At 72.4% G+C, this 22,411-nt stretch carries 22 protein-coding genes and 1 pseudogene; 10 read left to right on the forward strand and 13 right to left on the reverse strand.

The genetic code is table 11. The annotated features are described in order from the left end of the window. The first annotated feature begins 255 nt into the window (after positions 1-255). Positions 256-1,779 (forward strand): glycosyltransferase family 39 protein, encoded by a 1,524-nt coding sequence (locus ABZ406_RS05865; protein WP_357756174.1) that lies wholly within the window; start codon positions 256-258, stop codon positions 1,777-1,779. Positions 1,780-1,964: 185 nt separating this feature from the next. Here ABZ406_RS05865 and ABZ406_RS05870 read toward each other — a convergent pair whose 3' ends face one another. Beyond that, positions 1,965-3,557, reverse strand: coding sequence for a histidine kinase N-terminal domain-containing protein (locus ABZ406_RS05870; protein WP_357756175.1), 1,593 nt, complete (start codon positions 3,555-3,557; stop codon positions 1,965-1,967). Positions 3,558-3,582: 25 nt separating this feature from the next. Continuing rightward, on the reverse strand, positions 3,583-4,614 hold the full coding sequence (locus tag ABZ406_RS05875; protein WP_357756331.1) for an SIS domain-containing protein: 1,032 nt from the start codon (positions 4,612-4,614) through the stop codon (positions 3,583-3,585). Between the two features lie 189 nt (positions 4,615-4,803). Between ABZ406_RS05875 and ABZ406_RS05880 the strand changes: the two genes are divergently transcribed. Then, positions 4,804-6,630, forward strand: a complete 1,827-nt coding sequence (locus tag ABZ406_RS05880; protein ID WP_357756176.1) for a tetratricopeptide repeat protein — start codon at positions 4,804-4,806, stop codon at positions 6,628-6,630. 66 nt (positions 6,631-6,696) lie between these two features. On the opposite strand, the gene ABZ406_RS05885 is transcribed toward ABZ406_RS05880, so the two are convergent. Next, positions 6,697-8,286 carry an MDR family MFS transporter gene (locus ABZ406_RS05885; protein ID WP_357756177.1) on the reverse strand — a complete coding sequence of 530 codons (1,590 nt, stop codon included), beginning with the start codon at positions 8,284-8,286 and terminating at the stop codon, positions 6,697-6,699. A gap of 111 nt (positions 8,287-8,397) precedes the next feature. Here ABZ406_RS05885 and ABZ406_RS05890 point away from each other — a divergent pair, with 111 nt between their 5' ends. Then, complete coding sequence (locus tag ABZ406_RS05890) at positions 8,398-8,973, forward strand: TetR/AcrR family transcriptional regulator (protein WP_357756178.1); 576 nt, start codon at positions 8,398-8,400, stop codon at positions 8,971-8,973. A gap of 70 nt (positions 8,974-9,043) precedes the next feature. Here ABZ406_RS05890 and ABZ406_RS05895 read toward each other — a convergent pair whose 3' ends face one another. The 8 genes from ABZ406_RS05895 to ABZ406_RS05930 form a co-directional block, all read right to left on the reverse strand. Then, the gene (locus ABZ406_RS05895; RefSeq protein ID WP_357756179.1) at positions 9,044-9,553 is read right to left on the reverse strand and encodes a GNAT family N-acetyltransferase; all 510 of its coding nucleotides are present in this window, start codon (positions 9,551-9,553) and stop codon (positions 9,044-9,046) included. Next, entirely contained in the window at positions 9,550-9,771 is a 222-nt protein-coding gene (locus ABZ406_RS05900; protein WP_196924632.1) for a biotin/lipoyl-binding carrier protein, read from the reverse strand. Before ABZ406_RS05900 ends, ABZ406_RS05895 begins: the two co-directional genes overlap by 4 nt. A 205-nt stretch (positions 9,772-9,976) precedes the next feature. Next, on the reverse strand, positions 9,977-10,222 hold the full coding sequence (locus tag ABZ406_RS05905; RefSeq protein ID WP_357756180.1) for a hypothetical protein: 246 nt from the start codon (positions 10,220-10,222) through the stop codon (positions 9,977-9,979). After that, positions 10,206-10,493, reverse strand: coding sequence for a mycothiol system anti-sigma-R factor (gene rsrA / locus ABZ406_RS05910; RefSeq protein WP_030490399.1), 288 nt, complete (start codon positions 10,491-10,493; stop codon positions 10,206-10,208). The genes ABZ406_RS05905 and rsrA overlap by 17 nt, the downstream gene beginning before the upstream one ends. Position 10,494: 1 nt before the next feature. Beyond that, positions 10,495-11,319, reverse strand: a complete 825-nt coding sequence (locus ABZ406_RS05915; RefSeq protein ID WP_357756181.1) for a sigma-70 family RNA polymerase sigma factor — start codon at positions 11,317-11,319, stop codon at positions 10,495-10,497. Between the two features lie 233 nt (positions 11,320-11,552). Beyond that, complete coding sequence (locus ABZ406_RS05920; protein WP_357756182.1) at positions 11,553-12,170, reverse strand: alpha/beta family hydrolase; 618 nt, start codon at positions 12,168-12,170, stop codon at positions 11,553-11,555. A 52-nt stretch (positions 12,171-12,222) separates the two neighbouring features. After that, the gene (locus ABZ406_RS05925; RefSeq protein WP_238687436.1) at positions 12,223-12,615 is read right to left on the reverse strand and encodes a WhiB family transcriptional regulator; all 393 of its coding nucleotides are present in this window, start codon (positions 12,613-12,615) and stop codon (positions 12,223-12,225) included. 196 nt (positions 12,616-12,811) lie between these two features. After that, on the reverse strand, positions 12,812-13,522 hold the full coding sequence (locus ABZ406_RS05930) for an SOS response-associated peptidase (RefSeq protein WP_357756183.1): 711 nt from the start codon (positions 13,520-13,522) through the stop codon (positions 12,812-12,814). 103 nt (positions 13,523-13,625) lie between these two features. Here ABZ406_RS05930 and aroA point away from each other — a divergent pair, with 103 nt between their 5' ends. The 4 genes and pseudogenes from aroA (at position 13,626) to ABZ406_RS05950 (ending at position 17,912) form a co-directional block, all read left to right on the forward strand. Then, complete coding sequence (aroA, locus tag ABZ406_RS05935) at positions 13,626-14,924, forward strand: 3-phosphoshikimate 1-carboxyvinyltransferase (RefSeq protein ID WP_357756184.1); 1,299 nt, start codon at positions 13,626-13,628, stop codon at positions 14,922-14,924. A gap of 45 nt (positions 14,925-14,969) precedes the next feature. Beyond that, positions 14,970-16,082, forward strand: a complete 1,113-nt coding sequence (gene rsgA, locus ABZ406_RS05940) for a ribosome small subunit-dependent GTPase A (RefSeq protein ID WP_357756332.1) — start codon at positions 14,970-14,972, stop codon at positions 16,080-16,082. Between the two features lie 28 nt (positions 16,083-16,110). Continuing rightward, positions 16,111-16,929, forward strand: coding sequence for a histidinol-phosphatase (hisN, locus tag ABZ406_RS05945; protein ID WP_357756185.1), 819 nt, complete (start codon positions 16,111-16,113; stop codon positions 16,927-16,929). A gap of 59 nt (positions 16,930-16,988) precedes the next feature. Then, positions 16,989-17,912, forward strand: a pseudogene (locus tag ABZ406_RS05950) (hypothetical protein). Here ABZ406_RS05950 and ABZ406_RS05955 read toward each other — a convergent pair. After that, positions 17,870-19,069 (reverse strand): glycosyltransferase, encoded by a 1,200-nt coding sequence (locus ABZ406_RS05955; RefSeq protein ID WP_357756186.1) that lies wholly within the window; start codon positions 19,067-19,069, stop codon positions 17,870-17,872. The pseudogene ABZ406_RS05950 and the gene ABZ406_RS05955 sit on opposite strands and share 43 nt — an antisense overlap. Positions 19,070-19,293: 224 nt before the next feature. Here ABZ406_RS05955 and ABZ406_RS05960 point away from each other — a divergent pair, with 224 nt between their 5' ends. From ABZ406_RS05960 to ABZ406_RS05970, 3 genes are all read left to right on the forward strand, one after another. Further along, positions 19,294-20,292, forward strand: coding sequence for an SDR family oxidoreductase (locus ABZ406_RS05960; RefSeq protein ID WP_357756187.1), 999 nt, complete (start codon positions 19,294-19,296; stop codon positions 20,290-20,292). Between the two features lie 59 nt (positions 20,293-20,351). Then, complete coding sequence (locus tag ABZ406_RS05965; RefSeq protein ID WP_357756188.1) at positions 20,352-21,086, forward strand: STAS domain-containing protein; 735 nt, start codon at positions 20,352-20,354, stop codon at positions 21,084-21,086. Between the two features lie 85 nt (positions 21,087-21,171). Then, complete coding sequence (locus ABZ406_RS05970; protein WP_112583682.1) at positions 21,172-21,744, forward strand: DUF5709 domain-containing protein; 573 nt, start codon at positions 21,172-21,174, stop codon at positions 21,742-21,744. 6 nt (positions 21,745-21,750) lie between these two features. On the opposite strand, the gene ABZ406_RS05975 is transcribed toward ABZ406_RS05970, so the two are convergent. Next, a complete protein-coding gene (locus ABZ406_RS05975; RefSeq protein WP_357756334.1) occupies positions 21,751-22,404 on the reverse strand; it encodes a response regulator transcription factor in 654 nt (217 codons plus the stop codon). Positions 22,405-22,411 lie beyond the last annotated feature (7 nt).

Here is a 22,411-nt window from a genome sequence, read left to right on the forward strand (position 1 = left end):
CGTCGTCAGTAGGCCGGACAGATCGCGCTGCGCACGCGGCCGTAATCGACGTGGCGGCGTGCCACGAAGCGGCGGACGACTGCGGCGGTCATGGGCCCCATGCTGCCACACCCCATGGGGGCCGGCCAATGTCCACGTGCTGGATCCCACATCACGGGCCGGAGGTCTTCCGCCCGGCTGGTCGGCGATGCCCGGTGGCATTCGCGTGCGGCCGGCTGACACCCACGCGGGAGGTTGCCGTGGCAGGCTCGAACCGTGGGGCAATTGTCCGAAAGGTCGGCCGGGGCGGTGTGGGAACACCTGCGCCGCCTGCCGGTCTGGCTTCCCCCGGCACTGCTGACCCTGGCGGTGACAGTGACCGGGCTGGGCTCCGCCCAACTCTGGCGCGACGAACTGGCGACGTGGAGCGCGGCCAGCCGGTCACCTGGCGACCTCGCCCGGCTGGCCGGCACCATCGACGCGGCCACCGGGCCGTACTACCTGCTGATGCACGGCTGGACCACAGTCGCCGGCGACTCCACCATCGCCCTGCGCGTACCGGCGGTGCTGGCGATGACGGTGGCCGCCGGGCTGCTCGCGGTGCTCGGAGCGCGGCTCGTCGACAGGCGCGGCGGCCTGTTCGCCGGGTTGCTGTTCGCGGTGCTCCCCGGCACCTCCCGCTACGGGCAGGAGGCTCGCCCGTACGCGCTCGCCACGATGCTCGCCGTGCTCGCCACAGTGCTGCTGGTGACCGCGCTGCGGCGACCGAGCTGGGCCCGTTGGGCCGGTTACGCCGTCGCCGTCGCCGCCCTCGGGCTCATCCACCTGATCGCGCTCACAGTGCTCGCCGCCCACGCGCTGACAGTCGTGCTCGCCTGGTGGCGGGGCCCCGGCGCGGCAGGCGTATCCACGCCGGGCAGCCCTGCCCCGGGCGATCGCGGCGCTACGCGCGACCGGCGGGTGTGGCGGTGGCTGGTCGCCGTGGTGCCGGTCGCGCTGCTTGTCGCTCCGTTGCTGCTCAAGTCCCGGACCCAGCGGTCCCGGCAGTTGAACTGGGTCCACCTGGTCCGACTGGACGACCTCACCGCGCTGCCCGGTGGCGTCACCCAGAGCAGTGTGGTCGGTGGACTGCTGGTCGGCGTCGCGGCGCTGGGCGCGGCCCGGCTCGGGCGACGCGCGCTGCTGCCGGTGAGCGCTGTCCTGCTGCCCGTGCTGCTGCTCTTCGCCGCCGGCGAGGTCGTACCTCTGTGGGTGCCCCGGTACCTCGTCTTCGTGGTGCCCTTCGCGTGCCTGCTGGCGGGCGCGGCGTTGGCCGCCGTGAGCGCACCGGCGGCGCTCGTCGTGGTGGTGCTGGCCGGGCTTCTCGGCCTGCCCGACCAGGCCGCGCTGCGGCGCACCCACGAGTGGCCACGCAGTGTGCCGGTGGACTACGCCGGTGCGGCACTGGTGATAGCAGAGGGTCAGCGGCCGGGCGACGCGGTGGTCTACTCGCCCCGGCAGAGCTGGCTGTTCCTCGACCTCGGCATCAGGTACCACATCGACGACCCACCACGCGACGTGCTGGCCACCGAGGACGAGGTCCGTCGGGGCGACCTGTGGGCGGCCGAGTGCCAGCAACCCGCGCAGTGCCTGGCCGGTACGACACGGGTGTGGCTGGTGGTCTCCGGCCGACACAGCGATCCGCTGGGCGCCGTGACCGGCGCCAAGGGCGACGCGCTCCGCGCGCAGTTCTCCGTCGCCCAGGTCTGGCCGCGCCCCGGCCTGACCGTCGCCCTGCTGAACAGCCGCCCCGACCGTTGACCGGGCCACCCCTGGGCGGGCCGGTGGCCGGGCCCGCTCACCTCGATGAGCGTGATGTCGCTGAGTCATCAGGATGACTCAGCGACATCACGCTCACCCTGAAATCCGCTCCCCGGCGCGGGACCGTCCGACGCAAAGGCGGGAGGCAGGAGGCGGGAGGCAGGAGGCGGGAGGCGGGAGGCTGCTCAGGGTTGTGAGCGACCGTCCGAGGCGTTGCGGGCCAGCGGGACGACAAGCACGGCCTCGGTGCCACCGTTGGCGCCGGCGCGCAGTTCGATGGTGCCGCGCAACTCCCCGGTGATCAGGGCTCGGACGATCTGGAGGCCGAGCCGGCTGCCCCGTTCGGCGTCGAAGTCCGGGGGCAGGCCACGCCCGTTGTCGGTGACCGAGACGTGCAGCATCTTGCGGAACCGGTGCGCCGAGACCACCACCTCCGGTCGCAGCGACGGGTCGACCTCGGGGGCGGCGACCGGGAGCAGGCCGGAGGCCGCGGGTACGGGGGCCTCGTCCGTCTCGTCGGCCGGCGGGAAGCCGTGCTCGACGGCGTTGAGCAGCAACTCGTTGAGGACCATCACCAGCGAGGTGGCGATCTCCGCCGGCAGGACGCCGAAGCTGCCCCGCCGCCGCATGCCGACGCTCACCTCGGTCGCCGCGACCTCGGTCGCCGCGCTGGCCACCCGGTCGACGATGCCGTCGAACTCGACCGCCTCGTCGCTGGACATCGAGAGCGTCTCGTGGACCAGGGCGATCGAGGCGACCCGACGGACCGATTCCTCGAGCGCGACCCGGGCCTCCGGCATGGACACCCGCCGGGCCTGCAACCGCAGCAACGCGGCCACCGTCTGGAGGTTGTTCTTCACCCGGTGGTGGATCTCCCGGATGGTGGCGTCCTTGGTGATCAGCGCCCGGTCCCGGCGGCGGACCTCGGTGATGTCGCGGACCAGCACCAGCGCACCGATCGGCACGCCGGCCGGCATCAGCGGCAGCGCTCGGGTGAGCATCGTGGCACCTCGTGCGTCGATCTCCCGGCGGGGTGGCGCCTCACCTCGCAGCGCGGCCAGGATCCCGTTCGAGGCCTCGGTGCCGTCCAGCGGATCACCGGCCAGCCGCCGGTGCAGCGCGGCCAGGTCCTCCCCCACCAGGTGCGAGGCGTAGCCCAGCCGGCGGTACGCGGACTGCGCGTTCGGGCTGGCGTAGGTGACCTTCCCGCCGGCGTCGAGCCGGACCAGTCCGTCGCCGACCCGGGGCGCCGAGGTCGTCTCGCCCGGATGCCTCGGCGGCGGGAAGGTGCCGTCCGCGATCATCTGCGCCAGGTCGTCGGCGGTGGTGAGGTAGTTGAGTTCCAACTGGCTGGGCGTACGCGCGGTGGACAGGTTGGTGTCCCGCCCCACCACGGCGATCACGACGCCGGCCTCCCCCTCGGCGGTCCGCAGCCGCACCGGGATCGCCTCGTGTCGGGCCGGCACGTCGCCGTACCAGACCGGGTCGCCCTCGCGCCAGATCCGGCCCTGGGAGTACGCCACCCCCAGGTGGGCCACCTCCGACCCGCCGACGATCCGACCCACCTGGTCGTCCTGGTAGGCGGTCGGCGCGGTGGTCGGACGGACCTGGGCGACGCAGAGGAACGTGCCCTCGGCGTCGACGGGCACCCAGAGCAGCAGGTCAGCGAAGGACAGATCGGAGAGCAGTTGCCAGTCGCCGGCGATCCGGTGCAGGTGGTCGATGTCGGCCGGACGGAGATGGGTGTGCTCCTCGGCGAGGTCGCGCAGCGTGGACACGGTGACCAGGGTGCCACGCCGCGCCTCACATCGTCGCGGTGACCTTCTTCAACCCGCGCGGCGCGTCCGGGTCCTCACCCCGGGTGAGCGCCAGGGCCAGCGCCAACCGTTGCATCGGCAGGATGTCCAACAGGGGGGCGTACCGCTCGTCGACCTCGGGAACGGCCAGCCGGGTGGCGCCCGGCACGTCGGCGGAGCCGACCACGACCACGTCGGCGCGGCGTTCCCCGAGGCGGGGCAGCACCTCACCCATCGACCGACCACCGGGGCCGGAGCCGACGACGGCGAGCACCGGGACCTCCGGGTCGGTCATCGCGAGCGGGCCGTGCAGCAGGTCGGCGCCGGAGAAGGCGAGCGCGGGCAGGTACGAGGTCTCCATCAGCTTCAGGGCGGCCTCCCGGGCGGTCGGGTAGGCGTACCCCCGGCCGGTGGTGACCAACTGACGGGCGAACCGGTAGCGGGGGGCGAGCTGGGCCGGGGTGCTGTCGGCAAGGGTGCGGGCGGCGAGGTCGGGAAGGGCGTCGAGCGCCTCCCGTTCGGCAGTGGGGAGCACTCCGTCACCGGCCCGGATCCCCTCCACGAGCATCAGGAGGGCGAGGAGTTCGGCGGTGTACGTCTTGGTGGCGGCCACCGCCCGCTCGTGGCCAGCGGCGATGTCGACGCTCAGCTCGGCCACGTCGACGAGTGGCGAGTCGGGGGCGTTGGTCACCGCGAGGGTGAGCGCCCCGGAGGCGCGGGCGGCGCGCAGCACCTCGGCCAGGTCGGGTGAGCCGCCGCTCTGGCTGACCCCGACGACGAGCGCGTCGGACAGGTCCGGGCGGGCGCCGAAGAGGGTGACGACGCTCGGCGAGGCGAGCCCGGCGGGCAGGCCGAGCCGGATCTCGGTGAGGTAGGCCCCGTAGAGGGCCGCGTGATCGGAGGTGCCCCGCGCGGTGAAGACCACGTGCCGTGGCCGACGTTCCGCGATGACCGCTGCCACCCGGGCGATCTCGGCGGCGTTGGCGGCGGAGAGCAGGCGCGCGTAGCCAGCCGGCTGCTCGTCGATGTCGGCGGCCATTCCAGCCCCTGCACGTGTCACGGAAACCCCTCCCTCTGCGCGGTTGCCGCGCGGTTCTTGCTCAGTCTTGCACTTTTAAGCGTATCGCAGCAATCTAACGAGCAGGACTGCGCAGCTGATCACCAGTTGATCTCAATATCAACTAAGCTTCACCCGCTGTACCCGGTCTACCCGCCAGGAAAGGACGACGTGCCCGAGGGAACGGACGATCCCGCGCTCTCCGCGACGGAGGAGCTGGCGCTGGCCCGGCTGGCACTCGACGAGGGCGACCTGCACCACGCCGCCGGCCACCTCGCCGGCGCGTTGGCCCGGGCCCCCACCCTCCCGGAGGTGCACGAGACGCTGGCCCGGCTCGCCGCGAGGAGCGGCGGTGGCCTCGACCTCTTCCCGATCAACCACCACACCTTCGTCGGTGCGGTGGTCGCCCGCGCCCACCTCCTCGCCACCGCCGGCCGCCCCGCCGAAGGGCTGGAGCTGCTGGCCGCGGCGACGTCGTACTCGCCCGGCACCGAGTGGGCCGGCGTGCCCTGGGTCACCGCGCCCGAGCTGGCCGAACGACTGGACCCGGAACACACCGCCCGCATTCTCATGCAGGTCTGCGCCGCGCTGCCCGACCCGGTGCCGCGGATCGGCCGGGCCCCGCTGACCCCGTACCTCACGCTCGCCCGCAACGCGGCCACCGTGCACCCCGACCACGGCCTGCTGCTGGGCGCGGCGTCCGCGCTGGCCCGGCGCCTCGGCGAGGTCGAGCTGGCGGTCCGCTGGGCCACCCGGGGGGTACGCGCGCAGCCGTCGAAGATGGGCGAGGTGTGGCTCGGGTACGCGTACCGCAGCTCTGGCCGGACCCGCGACGGCCTGGCGGCCCTCGGTCGGGCCGTCGAGCTGGACCCGGACGATCTGGCGATCTACGCGGACATCGCCGGGACGCTCGCCGAGATCGGCCGGCTGGACGAGGCGTTGGAGTGGGCCGAGCGGGCGCTGGCGCGCGACCCGTCGTTCGACTGCGCGGTGCACACCGCCCACCGGCTGCGGCACCTGCGCGACGGTGATCTCGCCCACCTGGTCGCGCTAGCCGACTTCGTGCGGGACCACCCGGACGACAGCCACGAGCACGGCGACCTGGCCCAGTGCTGCCGAGGCAGGCCCTGGCTCGGCCAACTCACCCCGGCCGGCGGGCCCCTGATCGACGCGATGCGCCAGGCGGTGGCCGATGACGACAACGGGCTCGGCGGTGCCGTCCGGCTCCCGGCCGCCGCTCCGCCGAGCGCTGTCGGCACGGCGATCTCCACCGCCCCGGGGCTGCGGATCGAGGTTGTCGGCGCGCCGGACCCCGACCCTCGGGAGCCTCGGCGCGCGTCCGCTCAGCGGTTGTGGCACTACGCGGACGTCGTCCCCACGCCCGCGCTTGCGGCGCCCTCGGCGACGGCTGTCGAACGGATCGGGCAGATCGCCCACCCGGCGTGGGCGCACCCACCGGCGGCGTACGACGCGGCGGTGGGTCTGGCCGGCCTCGACCTCGCCGATCTGCTCGGCCTGCTGGTGCACCCGCCAGCGGCGCCGGCCAACGCGGTGGGTCGGCTGCTGGCCGCCCACGACCCGTCGGTCTGGGTCCGAGGTGTGCAGGTGTGGGCCTGTCTGGGGCTGCTGCACCACCGCACCGACGAGCCGTGGGAGGGTTCGACCCGACGTCGGGTGCTGCTCGATCTGATCTGGGGAGTCGAGGACTGGGTCACCGAGGCGGCGCTGTTCGCGCTGGTCACCGCTGCCTGGGTGGACCCGTCGGTGCGGTCGGACGTGGCCCGGATGGTGGCGGAGCGGCTGGCCGACGTGGCTGCCGTGGCCCGGAGTCGACCGGTCCCGATCGCCGCGTCACTGGCTCATCTGGCGCTTGCCGCCCCGCAGTTGGACCCGGCAACGGCAGCGCTGGCCACCGAGTTGCTGAACGCCCACCAACCCCGGCTGCCCCGCCCCCGCAATCCCCTGCGCCGCCTCTGGCAACGGCTGCTCCGCCGCTAAGTCGCGGGAAAAGAGGTGCGCCGCGCCGGCCCTGAGGGCTGGCGCGGCGCGTGGGTGCGGCTTGGGCTACGCGACCGGAGCGGCCTTGCCGAGGGCGACCTCGGCGTCCTCCTCCGGAGTGGCCTGCGGCGGCGCCTCGTTGGCGGTGCGCAGCGGGATCTCCTTGATGAACCAGGCGAGCACCGGGATCACGATGGTGAACAGCACCGCCCATCCGAAGACGTGCGAGATCGAGTCGGCGAGACCGCCGAGCACCGCCTCGCGCGCCTGGGCGGGCAGTTCCCTGAGCTTCGCCAGGTCCATCCCGCCTCCGCCGCCTCCGCCATCGAAGGCCGCGCCGGCGGCGGAGTCGGCGAGCCGGTTGGCGAAGATCGCGCCGAACAGCGAGATGCCGAACGAGCCGCCGATCGACCGGAAGAACGTCGCCGCGCCACTGGCCGCGCCGAGGTCCTTCTGCTCCACGCTGTTCTGCGCGATCAGCATCGACGTCTGCATCAGGAAGCCCATACCGGCGCCGAGCACGACCATGTACAGCGAGGACACCAGCTTGCTGGTGTTGACGTCGAGCATCGACAGCAGCGCCATGCCGGTGGTCATCACCACGCCACCGATGATCGGGTACGTCCGGTACCGTCCGGTCTTCGTGATTGCCCGGCCGACGACAAGCGAGACGACGAGCATGCCGAACATCAGCGGCAGCAGCAGCAGGCCACTGTTCGTCGCCGACGCCCCCTGCACCGTCTGCTGGTAGAGCGGCAGGAAGTTCATCGCGCCGAACATCGCGAAGCCGAGCAGGAAACCGATCAGCGAGATCAGCGCGAAGTTGCGGTTGGCGAAGAGCTTCAGCGACAGGATCGGCTCCGTCACCCGGCGCTCGACCAGGCCGAACGCCACCAACGCGACGATGGCCAGCACTGCCAGGCCGAGGATCTGCGGCGACGTCCAGTCGTACTCGTTGCCGCCCCACGTGGTCACGAGCACGATAGCGGTGATGCCGACCGAGAGCAGCCCGGCGCCGAGCCAGTCGATCCGGTGCTCGGTGCGGTACTTCGGCAGGTGCATGGTGGTGATCAGCACGAGCAGCGCGACACCGCCCAGCGGCAGGTTCACGTAGAACGCCCAGCGCCAGGAGAGATGGTCGGTGATGAAGCCACCGGCCAGCGGGCCGGCCACCATGGCGATGGCCATGATGCCGGCGATCATGCCCTGGTAGCGCCCGCGCTCGCGGGGCGGGACCAGGTCACCGATGATCGCCATCACGCCGACCATGAGGCCGCCGGCGCCGAGGCCCTGCACAGCCCGGAAGGCGATGAGCTGGACCATGCCGTCCTGCGGACCGCCGAACATGCCGGAGCCGGCCATGCCGCAGAGGGCCGAGCCGACGAGGAAGACGACGACCGAGGTCAGGAAGACCGACTTGCGGCCGTAGAGGTCACCGAGCTTGCCCCAGATCGGGGTGGAGACAGTGGTGCCCAGCACGTACGCGGTGACCACCCAGGTGAAGTGGTTCAGCCCGCCGAACTCGCCGACGATCCGCGGTAACGCGGTGCTGACGATCATGTTGTCGAGCATCGCGAGCATCATCGCGATCATCAGCCCGAACAGCACGACCCGGATGTTCGTGGGTCGTGTGCCGACCTGGGTTGCCTGAGTCATGGGTAAGCTCCCCCGGAAGATTGTCGTACTTACTTGCCGCCCGGCTAGTTACCTTACTAGCCGCACGGTAAGTTGGGTACGAGCAACGGTCAAGCCATTTGGGGAGCGTGGGTGAGCGAGAGCACAGGCGGGACGCGGGAACGGATCAAGGCCGTCGCGCTCGAGCTCTTCACCGAGCAGGGGTACGAGAAGACCTCGCTCCGGGAGATCGCCGAGCGACTGAACGTCACCAAGGCGGCCCTCTACTACCACTTCAAAAGCAAGGACGACATCGTCGCCAGCTTCGTCGAGGACCGGCTGGAGGGGATGGACGCGCTGATCGCCTGGGCCGCCACCCAGCCCGCCACCCTGGACACCCGGCGCGAGCTGCTCTCCCGGTACGCCGACACGATGTTCGACGGCACCCAGCCGTCGGTGATGCGCTTCTTCGAGCAGAACCAGACCGCGCTGAAGAGCCTCTCGTCCGGCCAGAAGATGCGCGGACGGATGATGGAACTGGCCGAGGCGCTCTGCCGGGGCGACGACTCCCCCGCCGCCCAGCTACGCGCCGCGCTGTCGCTGTTCGCCGTGCACACCAGCTGGTTCGCGGTCCGCGCACCGCACATCAGCGACGACGAACGCCGCAAGCTCGCCCTGGATGTGGCCGACGAACTGCTGGCCGCCATCGGGACGCAGCACGACCCGTGACGTGATCGTCGACCGCCCCACCCGGCTCGTTCGTCGGCGACCGGCCGACCCGGGCTCGTCGGTCACCGGCTCAGCCGCGCGACAACTCCAGCCGCAGACCGAGCAGGTCCACGCCCGGCGCGGGTGACCAGTCCTTCTCCGGGACGCGGACGAACCCGCGCCGCGAGTAGAGCCGGTGCGCCGGATCGGCCATCCCGGCCCGGACACAGATCATCACAGCCGTGCAACCCAACCCGGTCGCCCGGTCGACACACGCCTCGACCAACGCGGCACCGACCCCCCGCCCCTGAGCGCCCGGGTCGACGGCGAGCATCCGGAACTCCGCCTCACCAGGCCCGGACAGCTCGGCGTACGCGGTGCCCGGCAGCACGAACGTGACAGCACCGAGCACCGCCTCGGTCGCCTCGTCGACAGCGACCAGCACCTCGCCGCTGGCGGCTCGGGTCGACACGTCGGCAAGCACCTCGCCGTACCCGTGTTCGCCCTTGAGCTGGCCGTCCGCCTCGTACGCGGCCACCGTCAAGCGGGCCACTGCCGGGAAGTCGGCCGGCTCGGCCGGACGGACCCGCAGACCGGTCAAGCGATCACCGCGATCAGGTCGCCGTCCTGCACGACGTCGCCCTCGTTGACGACGAGCTGCTGCAGCACACCGTCGGACTCGGCGATGACCGGAATCTCCATCTTCATCGACTCGAGAATCACCAGGGTGTCACCCTCGGCCACCGTGTCACCGGCCGTGGCGACGACCTTCCAGACGTTGGCCACCATCTCGGCGCGGATCTCCTCGGCCATGTCCAGGCCCTCCCTCTTCGCGACGTGCCTGCCGATGTATCCAATCATGCGTCGACAGATGGTGGGCGCGCAGCGGCACAGCCGGGATGCCAGGCCCGCCCTGGGGAAGGCGGCGCGGGCCGACCGCACTACCATCAGCGGGTCGGACCCGACGCCGGACCGCCGGTGGCCGCATCCGCGCCGAGGTCGTGCGCAGGACGGATCCGACCCATCACGAGGAGGTCAGCATGGCGAAGAAGTCCCGGAAGAAGAAGGCTCGTAAGAAGAGCGCCGCGAACCACGGCAAGCGTCCCAACTCCTGAACGGGTCGACGGGCCGGTTGCCCGTCGCCGCTCAGCTCGACCCGGCCGAGGCCGGGTATGCCGGTGGCCCGGGTCGACTCGACCCGGGCCACCGGTGTCGCCAGCTCGTGCCGACGCTCGGTCGGCCAGCTCAGACGCTCAGTCGGCCAGCTCACGGGAGTCGCTGGTCTCGAAGACCACCAACTCGGTGAGCTTGACCCGCAGCCGCTCGCGCAGCTGGTCAGGCGCGGTCTCGTTGCCACAGCAACGCGCCACGAGCGCGCGTACCTCCTGCTCCAGCCCGTACTCGCGCAGGCAGGGCCCGCACTCGTCCAGGTGGTGCCGGATCAGCGAGCGGCGCTCGTCGGCGCACTCCAGATCCAGGTAGAGATACACCTCCGCGAGCACCTCGCGGCAGTCAGTCTCGTGCGGCTCCCCACAGCTCACGTCACACCTCCCGGCCGGCAGCGGCGGTCGAGCCCTTCGACGAGCGGGCAGCGCTGAAGCCCCGCTCCCCCGCGTAGCGCTCGAGCAGCTTGCGCAGATTACGACGGCCCCGGTGCAGACGCGACATCACGGTGCCGATCGGCGTGCCCATGATGTCGGCGACCTCCTTGTACGAGAAGCCCTCGACATCGGTGAGGTAGACGGCCAGGCGGAACTCCTCCGGCAACTGCTGGAGTGCCTCCTTGACGTCACTGTCCGGCAGCCGGTCCAGTGCCTCCGTCTCGGCGGACCGCAGCCCGCTGGACGTGTGCGACTCGGCCTCGGCGAGCTGCCAGTCGGTGATCTCCTCGGTCGGCGCCTGGATCGGCTGGCGCTGCCGCTTGCGGTAGGAGTTGATGTAGGTGTTGGTCAGGATCCGGTAGAGCCAGGCCTTCAGGTTCGTGCCCTGCTCGAACTGGTGGAAGGCCGCGTACGCCTTCAGGTACGTCTCCTGGACCAGGTCCTCGGCATCCGCCGGGTTGCGTGTCATCCGCAGCCCAGCAGCGTAGAGCTGATCGACGAATGGCATCGCGTCCCGCTCGAATCGGGCCCTGCGCTCGTCCGTCTTCTCGGTGGTCAACCGCACATCCCCTCGCGTCGGATGCTTTCCCGCCGAGGATACGCGCACGGACCTGCCCGCAGATTCACTTCCGGCCGGTGTGCCCGTGCTCACCGCACCCACCCCGCCCGGTCCCGCCGTAGCGGGCCATTCCGGGCCATCCAGCAGCCTCTTCAGCTGCCGGGCGTCCCGTTCGTCCTGTTCCAGGCTTCGTGTCTCGGTTGGCACCGGTCACCCCCTCGCAGAAAAGTCGTCCGGGGGTTGTAACGCGAGATGACCACTGGGGCATTCCGGCCGGCCCTCCCGTTCCTGGTCCCGGCCCCGGCGGCGGCCGGCGCTGGGACCAGGAAGGGCCTGGGAGGACTTGTGTCACCGGCCCGATCGGGCCGGCGGCACCATCGGATGCAACGACGAGTGCCGGGCGGCGGAAACGGTCGTCCCGGCGCGCCGGGCGCCACGCATCAGCCGGCCACCCAGCGGTGGGCGGACAACCAGTCGCGTACGGCGGCGGCCGTGCCGGCCGGATCCCGGCGCAGATCGTGCGTCTCACCGGGACGGATCACCACCTGCACGGTCGGCCCCGGTTCCGGCGTTCCGAACGGGTCCCGGTCGCCGTTGACGACGAGCGTCGGCAGGCCGGTGCCCAGTTCGGCGGCCCGCGAGCGTTCCGGCCGGCCGGGCGGGTGCAGCGGAAAGGCCAACGCGACCACGCCCACCGCACCCACCGCACGCGCCGTCCGGCAGGCCACCCGGGCGCCACTGGACCGCCCACCGACCACCACCGTCGGCACGTCGGCGTGCCGCTCACGCAGCGCGGCGAGCACCGCCGCCCAGGCCTCGTCGAGGTGCCCTGCCGGTGCCGGCGCGCGTCGACCGGCGACCCGGTAGGGCTGGGTCACCCGGACCACGGCGAGGCCGGCCGCGACCGCCGCGTCCCGGACCGCGAGCAGGTCGGGCGCGTCGACGCTGCCGCCCGCACCGTGCCCGAGGACGAGCAGTGCGGTGGCCGGGCGGACCGGCAGATCGGTGTCGATCCGCGCCGGACCGCGTGGGGTGTCGATCTCGTAGCTGAGTGGCACCGGCCCATTCTGCGCCGCCGGACGGGCGGCCCTGTGCGAACCGGGCCGCCGGTCAGCTCAGCGGGACGAGAGCGAGCAGGCGATCGCGCACCGGTGGCCCGGCGTCGTCGACGGCGTCCGGGTCGGGTTCGACCTCGCCACGCCAGGCGACGAGCATCGCCCGCCGCTCCCGCGGTGTGGTGCCGCCCCACACGCCGTGGCAGTCACCGACGTCGAGGGCCCAGGCCAGGCAGGACCCCTGTACGTCGCAACTGCGGCACAGCGCGACGGCCGCGTCCGCCGGCTCGTTCGGTGCCGGAAAGAATGTCTCCGGATCGACGCTCTGGCAGGTTCCTCTGGTGCGCCACGCGTCGTCCTGGCGCCGTTCCCGCACTGCCCGCAGCAGTCGCGGATCTCGCCGCGCCGCTGCCACCTCGTGCGGGCGCGGCATACGTGCCCGTGTCATCCACCCACCTCCCCCGTGGGACCGGCAAGTGCTGTGGACGTCGTCCGCCCTGTGCGGATCGACTGCCACTACCGGCGCTGTGTTCTATCGCACTTCACAACACCGGGACAAGGGTCTGCCAGGAACCTGACTGAAGAGCCAGGAGACGAATCGCTCAGAACCCTCACAAATCGGTGGCCAACGATGCGTGGCGGCGTCAGAACAGAGTCAGGTCCTGCGGCGTCACACCCGGCGCCACCGCCACCCGTGCCGTCAGTTGAGGCCCGTCGTTGCGAACGTCCCCCACCGCCGCACCCACCGGGCGGATCTCCAACCCCGCCAACTGCTCCGTCGACGCCGGTGTGAGCAGCCGCTCCGGTTCGTCGGTCGGCGCGAGCCACGACGACCAACGCTCCGGCGGCAGCAGCACCGGCATCCGGTCGTGCACCTCGGCCAGGTCGCCGAGCGCCGCGGTGGTCAGCACGCTGAAGGTGAGCCTGGTCTCGGCGTCGGACTCCCAGACCGACCAGATGCCGGCCAACGCGAGCACCGAGCCGTCCCGGGGAGTCATGAAGTACGGCTGCCGCCCGCCGTCGGGCACCCGGACCCACTCGTACCAGCCGTCGGCCGGGACCAGACAGCGACGACGGGCGAAGGAGCGGGCGTACGCCCGACTGGTGGCCACCGTCTCCACCCGCGCGTTGATCATGCGGGCGGCCCCCGAGGCGGACCGGGACCAGTGCGGCAGCAGCCCCCAGCGACCGACGCAGAGGCTGCGGTGCCCCTCGCGGGTGACCCGGACCAGCGGCACCGGGTCGGTCGGCGCCACGTTGTGATCCGCGCGGACCTGGCCGTCGGAGTCGTCGGACGACTCGAACAACGCGCTCAGTTCGCCGGAGCTCCGGGTCGTCGCGTACCTGCCGCACATGGGGCACACGCTAACGCGTCGGAGGCCCCGTCGGCTGTCCCGCCAACCGGGAGTACGAATGCCGGGCACCGCCACCCACCGGCCGACACGGCAGAATGTAACCGTGGGGAACCTGACAGCGACCCGGCCGCCGCAGCCGTGGACCGCACCGACCGCATCCGACCCGGTGGCGACGACGCTGCGCCTGCCCGGTTCCAAATCGATGACCAACCGCGCGCTGGTGCTCAGCGCACTGGCCGCCGGCCCGTCGACCCTGGCCCGGCCGCTCCGCGCCCGCGACACCGAGTTGATGGCCGCCGGCCTGCGGGCGATGGGCGCGCACGTGTCGATCAGCGACGACGAGCGCTGGCTGGTCCGCCCGCACCCGCTCGTCGGCCCCGCGCACGTCGACGTGGGGCTGGCCGGCACCGTGATGCGGTTCGTGCCGCCGGTGGCCGGCCTGGCCGACGGGCAGGTCACCTTCGACGGTGACCCGTACGTCCGCACCCGGCCGCTCGGCCCCCTTGTCGACGCGCTGCGCTCGCTGGGCGTCCGGATCGACGTCACCGGCACCGGCAGCCTCCCGCTGACAGTGCTAGGCACCGGTCGGGTCACCGGGGGCGAGGTGGTGATCGACGCGTCCGCCTCCAGCCAACTCGTCTCCGGGTTGTTGCTCGTCGCGCCGCGCTTCGACAGGGGCGTCGTGGTCCGCCACGTCGGCCCGCCGGTGCCCTCCGCGCCGCACCTGCGCATGACGGTGCAGATGCTGAGGGCCGCCGGCGCGGCGGTCGACGACAGCACCCCCGACGTGTGGGCCGTCGAGCCCGGCCCTCTCACCGGGCGCGGCTGGGACATCGAGCCGGACCTGTCCGGCGCCGTGCCGTTCTTCGCCGCCGCCCTGGTCACCGGCGGCGAGGTGACCCTCCAGGGCTGGCCGCCCAGCAGCACGCAGCCGGTCGAGCAACTCCGCTCGCTGCTCCAGCGGATGGGGGGCGAGGTCACCCTCTCCACGAACGGGCTCACCGTCCGCGGCACCGGCGTGGTGCACGGTCTGACCGCCGACCTCTCCGAGGTCGGCGAGCTGACCCTGGTGATCACCGCGCTGGCCATGCTCGCCGACTCACCGTCGGTCCTCACCGGCGTCGGGCACATCCGCGGCCACGAGACCGACCGGCTCGCCGCGCTCACGCGTGAGTTCGGTGGGCTCGGGGCGGACATCACCGAGACACCTGACGGGCTGGAGATCAAGCCCCGACCGTTGCGCGGTGGGGTCTTCCGCACCTACCACGACCACCGGATGGCGCACGCCGCCGCGGTGGCCGGGCTCGCCGTGCCGGGCATCGAGGTGGACGACGTGGGGTGTACCTCCAAGACAATGCCGGAGTTCCCGGCACTATGGTCAGCGATGGTGACCGGCAAGTGAGCGTCCGGACGCTCACCAAGAGCTGACGCGAGAAGAGGACAGGTCCTGGCGACCAAACGGCGGGAGTACGACGAGGACGACGTACGGGTCCGTCCCGGAAAGTCGTCGCGCCCGCGAACGCGTACCCGCCCGCAGCACGCCGACGCCGTCGACGGGTTCGTCATCGCCGTCGACCGTGGGCGGTACACCTGCGTGCTCTCCGGGGCCGAGCGCGGAGTGGTCGGCGCCGAGCTGCCCACCGTCACCGCGATGCGGGCCCGCGAACTGGGCCGCAAGTCGGTGGTCGTCGGTGACCGGGTCAGCCTGGTCGGCGACACGTCCGGCGCGGAGGGCGCGCTCGCCCGCATCGTCCGGATCGCCGAACGCCGCTCGGTGCTGCGCCGCACCGCCGACGACGACGAGACCACCGCCGAGGGTCGACTGGAACGGGTGGTGGTGGCCAACGCCGACCAGTTGGTGATCGTCAGCGCGTTGGCCGATCCGCCGCCGCGCACCGGGTTCATCGACCGTTGCCTGGTGGCCGCGTACGACGCGGGCGTCGAGCCGCTGCTGTGCCTCACGAAGGCCGACCTGGCCGGGCCGGAGGAGGTGCTCGGCTACTACACCGAGCTGGAGCTGCCGTACGTGCTCAACCGCCCCGACTCCGACCTCGACGCGCTCCGCGCGCTGCTCAGCGGCAAGGTGTCGGTGCTGGTCGGGCACTCCGGGGTGGGCAAGTCGACGCTCGTCAACCGCCTCGTCCCGGACGCGCTGCGCGCGGTGGGGGTGGTCAGCGCGATCGGCCGGGGCCGGCACACCTCGACGAGCGCGGTGGCGCTGCGGCTGCCGCCGGTGCCCGGGGTGGACACCGACCCGGGCTGGATCATCGACACCCCGGGGATCCGCAGCTTCGGGTTGGCGCACGTCTCGGCCGACAGCCTCCTGCACGGCTTCCCGGACCTGGTCGAGGGCACCGTCGAGTGCCCGCCGAACTGCCCGCACACCGCCGACGAGGCCGACTGTGGGTTGGACGCCTGGGTGGCCGCCGGCAAGGCCGACCCGCGTCGGCTGGCCTCGTACCGTCGGCTGCTCGCCTCTCGGGCCGGCGAGGGTGACTCGCGTGGCGACAGCGACCAGCGCGGCCCTGGTGAGGATGACCGACGCGGCCCCGACGAGTGACCCGACGGGCGTGGGCTAGGTTGCCGGCATGACCGGGTACGCCGACGACCTCGCCCTCGCCCACCTGCTCGCCGACCGGGCCGACGCCATCGCCACGGCCCGGTTCCGCGCGCTCGACCTGCGCGTCGAGGCGAAACCCGACCTGACCCCGGTGTCCGACGCGGACACCGCCGTGGAGCGGGAGATCCGCGCCCTGCTGGCCGAGCACCGGCCGGCCGACGGGCTGCTCGGTGAGGAGTACGGCGCGCAGCCGTCCGCCGACCCGGACGGCCGCCGGTGGATCATCGACCCGATCGACGGCACCAAGAACTTCGTCCGTGGCGTGCCGATCTGGGCCACCCTGATCGCGCTCTACGACGGCGACCGGCCGGCGGTCGGCGTGGTGTCCGCACCGGCGCTCGGCCGACGCTGGTGGGCGAGCGCGGGCGCGGGCGCGTACGCCGGGCCGGGCCCCACGGCCGGCGAGCGGATCGGCGTGTCCGCGGTGCGGGGGATCGCGGACGCCAGCTTCTGTTACTCGTCGCTGAACGGGTGGGAGAGCGCCGGGCGGCTCGACGCGGTGCTCGACCTGATGCGGGACAGCTGGCGCAGCAGGGCGTACGGCGACTTCTACGGTTATGTGCTGCTGGCCGAGGGTGCACTCGACGTGATGGCCGAGCCGGAACTGTCGCTGTGGGACGTTGCGGCGCTGGTGCCGATCGTCACCGAGGCGGGTGGCACGATCACGGATCTGACCGGACGACCGGCCCCCGCCGGCGCTCCGGGCACCGACAGCAGCGTGGTGGCCACCAACGGTGCACTGCACGCCGACATCCTCACCCGTCTCGATCGGCCAGCCGAGCGCTGACCCCCGGCAACCTCTATCCTCGCCAGGTGGTCTCCTCCGGTTGGTGTTTCCTCGCGGCGATGATCGTCGCGTACGGCTTCGCCAACCTGCTCCAGTCGGTGGCGGCGGCCCGCACCACCGTCCACCACACATTCGATCCGGGCCTGCTGCTGCGCCTCGCCGGGCACCGGACGTACCTGATCGGCCTCGGCTGTCAGATCGGCGGTTTCGTGCTCGCCTTCCTGGCCCGGCGGGACCTGCCGCTGTTCCTCGTGCAGGCCAGCGTGGCCGCCGGGCTGGGGGTGACCGCCATCCTCGGGGTGCTGGTGCTGAAGTGGCGGCTGCCGGCGGCCGAGGTGGTGCTGCTGGCGCTGCTCTTCGCGGGGATCACCGCACTGGTGCTGTCCGCCCGGCCGGCACCGTCGAAGCAGCTCGGCACCGCCGGCTCGATCGCCCTTCTGATGGCGCTCGGTGTGATCGCGGTGCTCGGTTTCTTCGCCGTCCGGCTGCACGGGGCACCGGGTTCGGTGGCCCTCGGATCACTGGCCGGTCTGGCGTTCAGCTCGGCCGCCATCGCCGCCCGGCCACTGGCGTCCGCGCCGTCCGCCGAGGCGTTCCTCGCCGACCCGCTGTTCTACCTGCTGATCGCCCACTCGATAGTGGGTCAGCTGCTGCTCGGTCTGGCCATGCAGCGCGGTTCGACGACCGCCGCGGTCGCCGCGATGGACGCCGCCGGCGCGGTGCCGGCCGCGATCGTCGGCCTGTTGCTGCTCAACGACAAGATCTGGCCGGGGCGGGAGTGGCTGGCCGCGGTCGGCTTCCTGGTCACCCTGGCCGCGGTGATCGGCCTGACCCGGTACGCCGAACCGCAGCAGCAGCGCTCGGTGGCCCGGCGTCGGGACCCCGCCATGGTCGGTGCCGGCCGACCGGGCTGACCGACCGGCACCACGTCCCAGCCGACTCAGGCCTCGACCGGCTTGCGGCGGCTCACCACCCGCTCGTAGAGACGCTCCAACGCACCGGCGGTGCGCTCCCAGGTGTAGCTGCTGCGTACCCGGTCCACAGCCGCGTGGCCGTAGGCGAACCGGCCGGCGTTGTCGGCGAGCAGCCGGCGCATCGAGACTCCGAGGGCCCGCACGTCGCCGGGCGGCACCAGGCGGCCGGTGACCTCGTCGACGACGGCGTCGGCCAGGCCACCCATCGCGTAGCCGATCACCGGCACCCCGCAGGCCATCGCCTCGAGCGAGACCCGCCCGGCCGAGGAGTAGTGCGGCGTGCAGGCGACCACGTCCGCCGACCGGTACCAGGTGGCCATCTGGTCGTGCGGCACCGCCCCGACGAGGCGTACCTGGTCGACGACGCCGAGCTGTTCGGCCAGCTCGCGCAGTCGCCGCGCCTCGGCATGGTTGGCCAACCGGTCGGCCGGTGGCCCGCCGGCGATCACCAGCTCGGCGTCACCGACGAGCCGCATCGCCCGGATCAGGTCCTCCTGGCCGTGCCCCGCGGCGAGCGAGCCCACCGAGAGGATGCGGGGTCGTTGTTCGCGCGGTGCCGCCTCGCCGTCGGGGTGGAACAGGTCGATGTCGACGCCGGCCGGCACCAACGCGACCGAGCTGCGTTGCAGACCCATCCGGGTCAGCTCGTCGACCTCGTCGTTGGACTGGGCCACGGCGATGTCGACCGCCCGGGTCAACGCCCGCTCCAGCGTGATCCGCTGGCCCGGCCCGTCGTAGTGGCCGCCCAGGTGACGCAGCTGCTCGATGCCGAGCGAGTGGAACGTCTGCACGACCGGGACGTCGGTCTCCCGGACGGCGTGCGCCGCGGCGAGACCACCGAGCCAGTAGTGCCCGTGCACCACCTCGGGCCGCCAGGCACCCGACCACTCGTCGGCCAGCCAACGGCCGATCTCCGTCACGTACGGGATCAGCTCGACGGTGGGCAGTGGGGTGGGCGGGCCGGCGGGCACCTGGTGCACCTGGTAGCCGTCGACGTTCGTCGCCGCCGGCAGCGCCGGGTCGTACCGGCGGTCGTAGAGCCGGACGTCATGGCCTCGCTCGGCCAGCTCGGCGGCGACCCGTTCGATCTGCTGTCGGGTGCCCACCGGCGGGCCGTCGGCGTGGCGGTAGGAACTGGCGTGCGCGCAGACGAGGCCGACGCGCATGGGTCACCTCCCTGCGATCTTTCCTCGGCGGTGGTCCTCCCGGTCAGAGCGTCCCATTAACCCCGCGACGCTGAGCCGAAACCTGGCAGATCAGGAAGAGTCCCCGCGAGAGCCACCGACACTTGCGCCACGACAAGCACACGCGGCGCGCGACACCACGATTCGACGATGATCAACAGACCGTCAGCGGTGTGACCAGGTCCGGCCGGGGGTACCGCTCAGGAATGCCGCTGACCAGCAGCCTCGACGATTCGACAGTGGTGATCACCGGCGCGTCCAGCGGGATCGGCACGGCGACCGCCTACGCGTTGGCCCGCCGGGGCGCCGCCGTGGTGCTGGCCGCCCGCAGTGAGCCGGCCCTCCGACAGGTCGCCCAGCGCTGCCGGGAGTTGGGCGGTCGGGCGCTCGTCGTACCGACCGACGTGACCGAACTGGAGTCGGTGCGGCGACTGGCCGAGCAGGCGGCAGCCGAGTTCGGCCGCATCGACGCCTGGGTGAACAACGCCGCGGTGAGCGCCGTCGGCCTGTTCGACGAGATCCCGGTAGCCGAGTTCCGCCGGGTGCTCGAGGTCAACCTGCTCGGGACGGTGCACGGCATCAAGGCGGCCCTGCCCTACCTGGGTGCCGCCGGAGGCGGTGTGCTGATCAACAACGCCTCGGTGCTGGCCGAAGTCGCCATGCCCTACCAGTCGGCGTACAACGCCACGAAGCACGGCATCCGTGGGCTGGCCGACACCGTCCGACAGGAACTACGGGTCACCGGGCGGGGTCACATCTCCGTCTGCACGGTGCTGCCGGCCACGATCGACACCCCGTTCTTCCGACACACCGGCAACCACAGCGGCCGGGAGCTCGTGCCACCTCCCCCGATCTACCCGCCGGAGGTGGTGGCGGAGACCATCGTCCGGTTGCTGCGCCGACCCCGCCGCGAGGCGTACGCCGGTGGCGCGGCCCGGCTGATCGGCCTGCAGTGGCGGCTGGCGCCCGCGCTCGTGGAGCGCACCCTCGGCTGGTACGCCCACCGCACCCAGTTCGGCCCGGGCGTCCGGTTGGACAGCAGCGGCAATGTGTTCCACCCCGACGCGCAGGGACGCCAGGACGGTGGCTGGCACGGTCGACGTCGACAGTTGGTGCGGATGACAGCCGCGCTCGGTCTCGCCGCCGCCGGCACCGCCGTCGGCACCCTCGCCGCCATCAACCGCCGCTCCCGGTCGGCCCCCTGATGGCCGATGTCGAACGCCCACGTGCGCCAACCGTCACCGGCCCGCACAATGGGGCGATCATGTCGAGCTGTCTCGTGGAAATCGACGAGTCGTCAGCGGTGGTCCGGCTGACCGGGGTGCTCGACGCCGCCGGTGCCGAGGCGCTACGCGGCGCGCTGCTCACCCGCCTGGCGCAGCGGCCCGGGCCGGTGGTGGTCGACGTGACGGGTCTCCGCGTCGTCGACTCGGCCGGGCGGGGCGTCTTCGCCGACGTCCGCCGGGAGGTCACCGACTGGCCCGCCGCGGACCTACTGCTCTGCGACCCGGCCGTCGACGGGCCCGCCCGCCCCGACGCCGGGCTCGCCGACGTGCCGGCCTGGCCGACGCTCGACGAGGCGCTGGCAGCGGTCGCGGCGACGCCCCTGGCGGCGGTGCTCACCGCCGAACTGGCCCCGGCAGTGGGAGCCGCCCGGCAGGCGCGAGAGCTGGTCACCACCGGTTGCGAGCGCTGGGGCATGCCGACGCTCACCGACCCGGCGTGCATCGCGATCACCGAAATGGTCAACAACGTGGTGGCGCACGCCCGGACCCCGATGACGGTTCGGCTGGCACCTCAGGACAGCACCCTGCACCTGGCGGTCCGGGACCACTCGGCGCGTCAGCCGACATTCGCCGGAATGTCCCCGCCGAACCGGGCCGGTGGCCGGGGCCTGCTGCTCATCGACACCGTCACCCGCCGCTGGGGCAGCAGCGCCGTACCGGACGGCAAGGTCGTGTGGTGTGTGTTGCACCCGGACGACGAGGCCGCCGGATAGAGCTTTCGCCGCCACCGTCCGGTTCGGCGCGGTACCGCCGAAGCTCGTCCGGTTACGGCGGCAGGGCAACGGGTAGTGATCAGACATGCGCGACAACGAGTACCCGACCCCCGTGTCCGACACCGAGGCGCAGGGGCTGCCCGACACCGCCGATGACGACTCGACAGCCAACGACGACGTCCTCACCGGCCGCGAGGCGGACGGCCCGGACCCGGCCCAGCTGCCCGGCGACCGGACGCCGGTGGCGGTGGACCGGTTCGGGACGACCGCCGAGGAGCAGCTCGACGGTGAGTCACTGGACTACAAGCTCGACCGCGAGGTCTACGAGCGCCCGGCGGACGACCCGCTGGCCGGCACCATCGACCCGAAGATCGCGTTCGAGGCGGACAACCTGGAAGCAGCGGCGGAGGCCCAACTGGACGCCGACGTGATGGATCCCGGGCCGACCTCGGACCCGAACTCACCGGTCTCCCTCTACGACCACGGTCAGCTCGGCACGGTGGCCGACGCGACAGTGGGCCGGCTGGTGGAACCCGACGAGGGATCGCACACCGACCAGGAGACCGACTCGGTGGCGTACGACGCCGGATCGGCTGGCGGCGGGGCGACCGCCGAGGAGCTGGCCATCCACGAGACGGAGCCGCCGCGCTCGGTCTGACGCCGCTCAGTCGTCCAGGCCACGTTCGATGGCGTACCGGGTCAGCTCGACCCGGTTGTGCAGTTGCAGCTTGCCCAGGGTGTTCTGCACATGGTTCTGCACGGTGCGGTGCGACAGGCCGAGCCGCTGGGCGATCTGCTTGTACGACATCCCCTTCGCCACCAGCCGCAGCACCTCCGTCTCCCGCTCGGTGAGCTGAGGCGTAGCGGGTTCGGCGGCGCCGGCCGGGCCGGTCCCCCGCCCTGGTCCGGCGGCCAGCCGGCGGTACTCGCCGAGCACCAACCCGGCCAGGCCGGGGGTGAAAACCGCCTCGCCGGCCGCAGTGCGGTGGACCGCCTCCAGGAACTCGGCGGGCGCAGTCGACTTCACCAGGTAACCGGTGGCCCCGGCCTTCACCGCGTCCAGCACGCTCTGCTGTTCGCCGCTGGCGCTGAGCATCAGCACCCGGACGGAGGGCAGTGCCGCGCGCAGACCCAGGATCACCTCGACGCCGGAGATGTCAGGCAGTTGTAGGTCGAGGACGACCACGTCGGGCCGGGCGGCGGCGGCCACCCGGACGGCCTGTCGCCCCTCGCCGCTCGTCGCCACCACCAGAAATCCGGCCTCGGTCAGGTCTCGGGCCACGCCTTCCCGCCACATCGGATGGTCGTCCACCACCATCACCCGG

The organism is Micromonospora sp. NPDC005710 (assembly GCF_040630995.1).
Taxonomy (GTDB): domain Bacteria; phylum Actinomycetota; class Actinomycetes; order Mycobacteriales; family Micromonosporaceae; genus Micromonospora.

Bases quoted from the DNA above. Each gene is read 5' to 3' on its own strand.
- ABZ406_RS05925 (WP_238687436.1), bottom strand. From the start codon at position 12,615: ATGACACGGGCACGTATGCCGCGCCCGCACGAGGTGGCAGCGGCGCGG.
- ABZ406_RS05930 (WP_357756183.1), bottom strand. From the start codon at position 13,522: ATGTGCGGCAGGTACGCGACGACCCGGAGCTCCGGCGAACTGAGCGCG.
- ABZ406_RS05960 (WP_357756187.1), top strand. From the start codon at position 19,294: ATGCCGCTGACCAGCAGCCTCGACGATTCGACAGTGGTGATCACCGGC.
- ABZ406_RS05965 (WP_357756188.1), top strand. From the start codon at position 20,352: ATGTCGAGCTGTCTCGTGGAAATCGACGAGTCGTCAGCGGTGGTCCGG.
- ABZ406_RS05975 (WP_357756334.1), bottom strand. From the start codon at position 22,404: ATGGTGGTGGACGACCATCCGATGTGGCGGGAAGGCGTGGCCCGAGAC.
- hisN (WP_357756185.1), top strand. From the start codon at position 16,111: ATGACCGGGTACGCCGACGACCTCGCCCTCGCCCACCTGCTCGCCGAC.
- ABZ406_RS05885 (WP_357756177.1), bottom strand. From the start codon at position 8,286: ATGACTCAGGCAACCCAGGTCGGCACACGACCCACGAACATCCGGGTC.
- ABZ406_RS05970 (WP_112583682.1), top strand. From the start codon at position 21,172: ATGCGCGACAACGAGTACCCGACCCCCGTGTCCGACACCGAGGCGCAG.
- ABZ406_RS05875 (WP_357756331.1), bottom strand. From the start codon at position 4,614: ATGGCCGCCGACATCGACGAGCAGCCGGCTGGCTACGCGCGCCTGCTC.
- ABZ406_RS05955 (WP_357756186.1), bottom strand. From the start codon at position 19,069: ATGCGCGTCGGCCTCGTCTGCGCGCACGCCAGTTCCTACCGCCACGCC.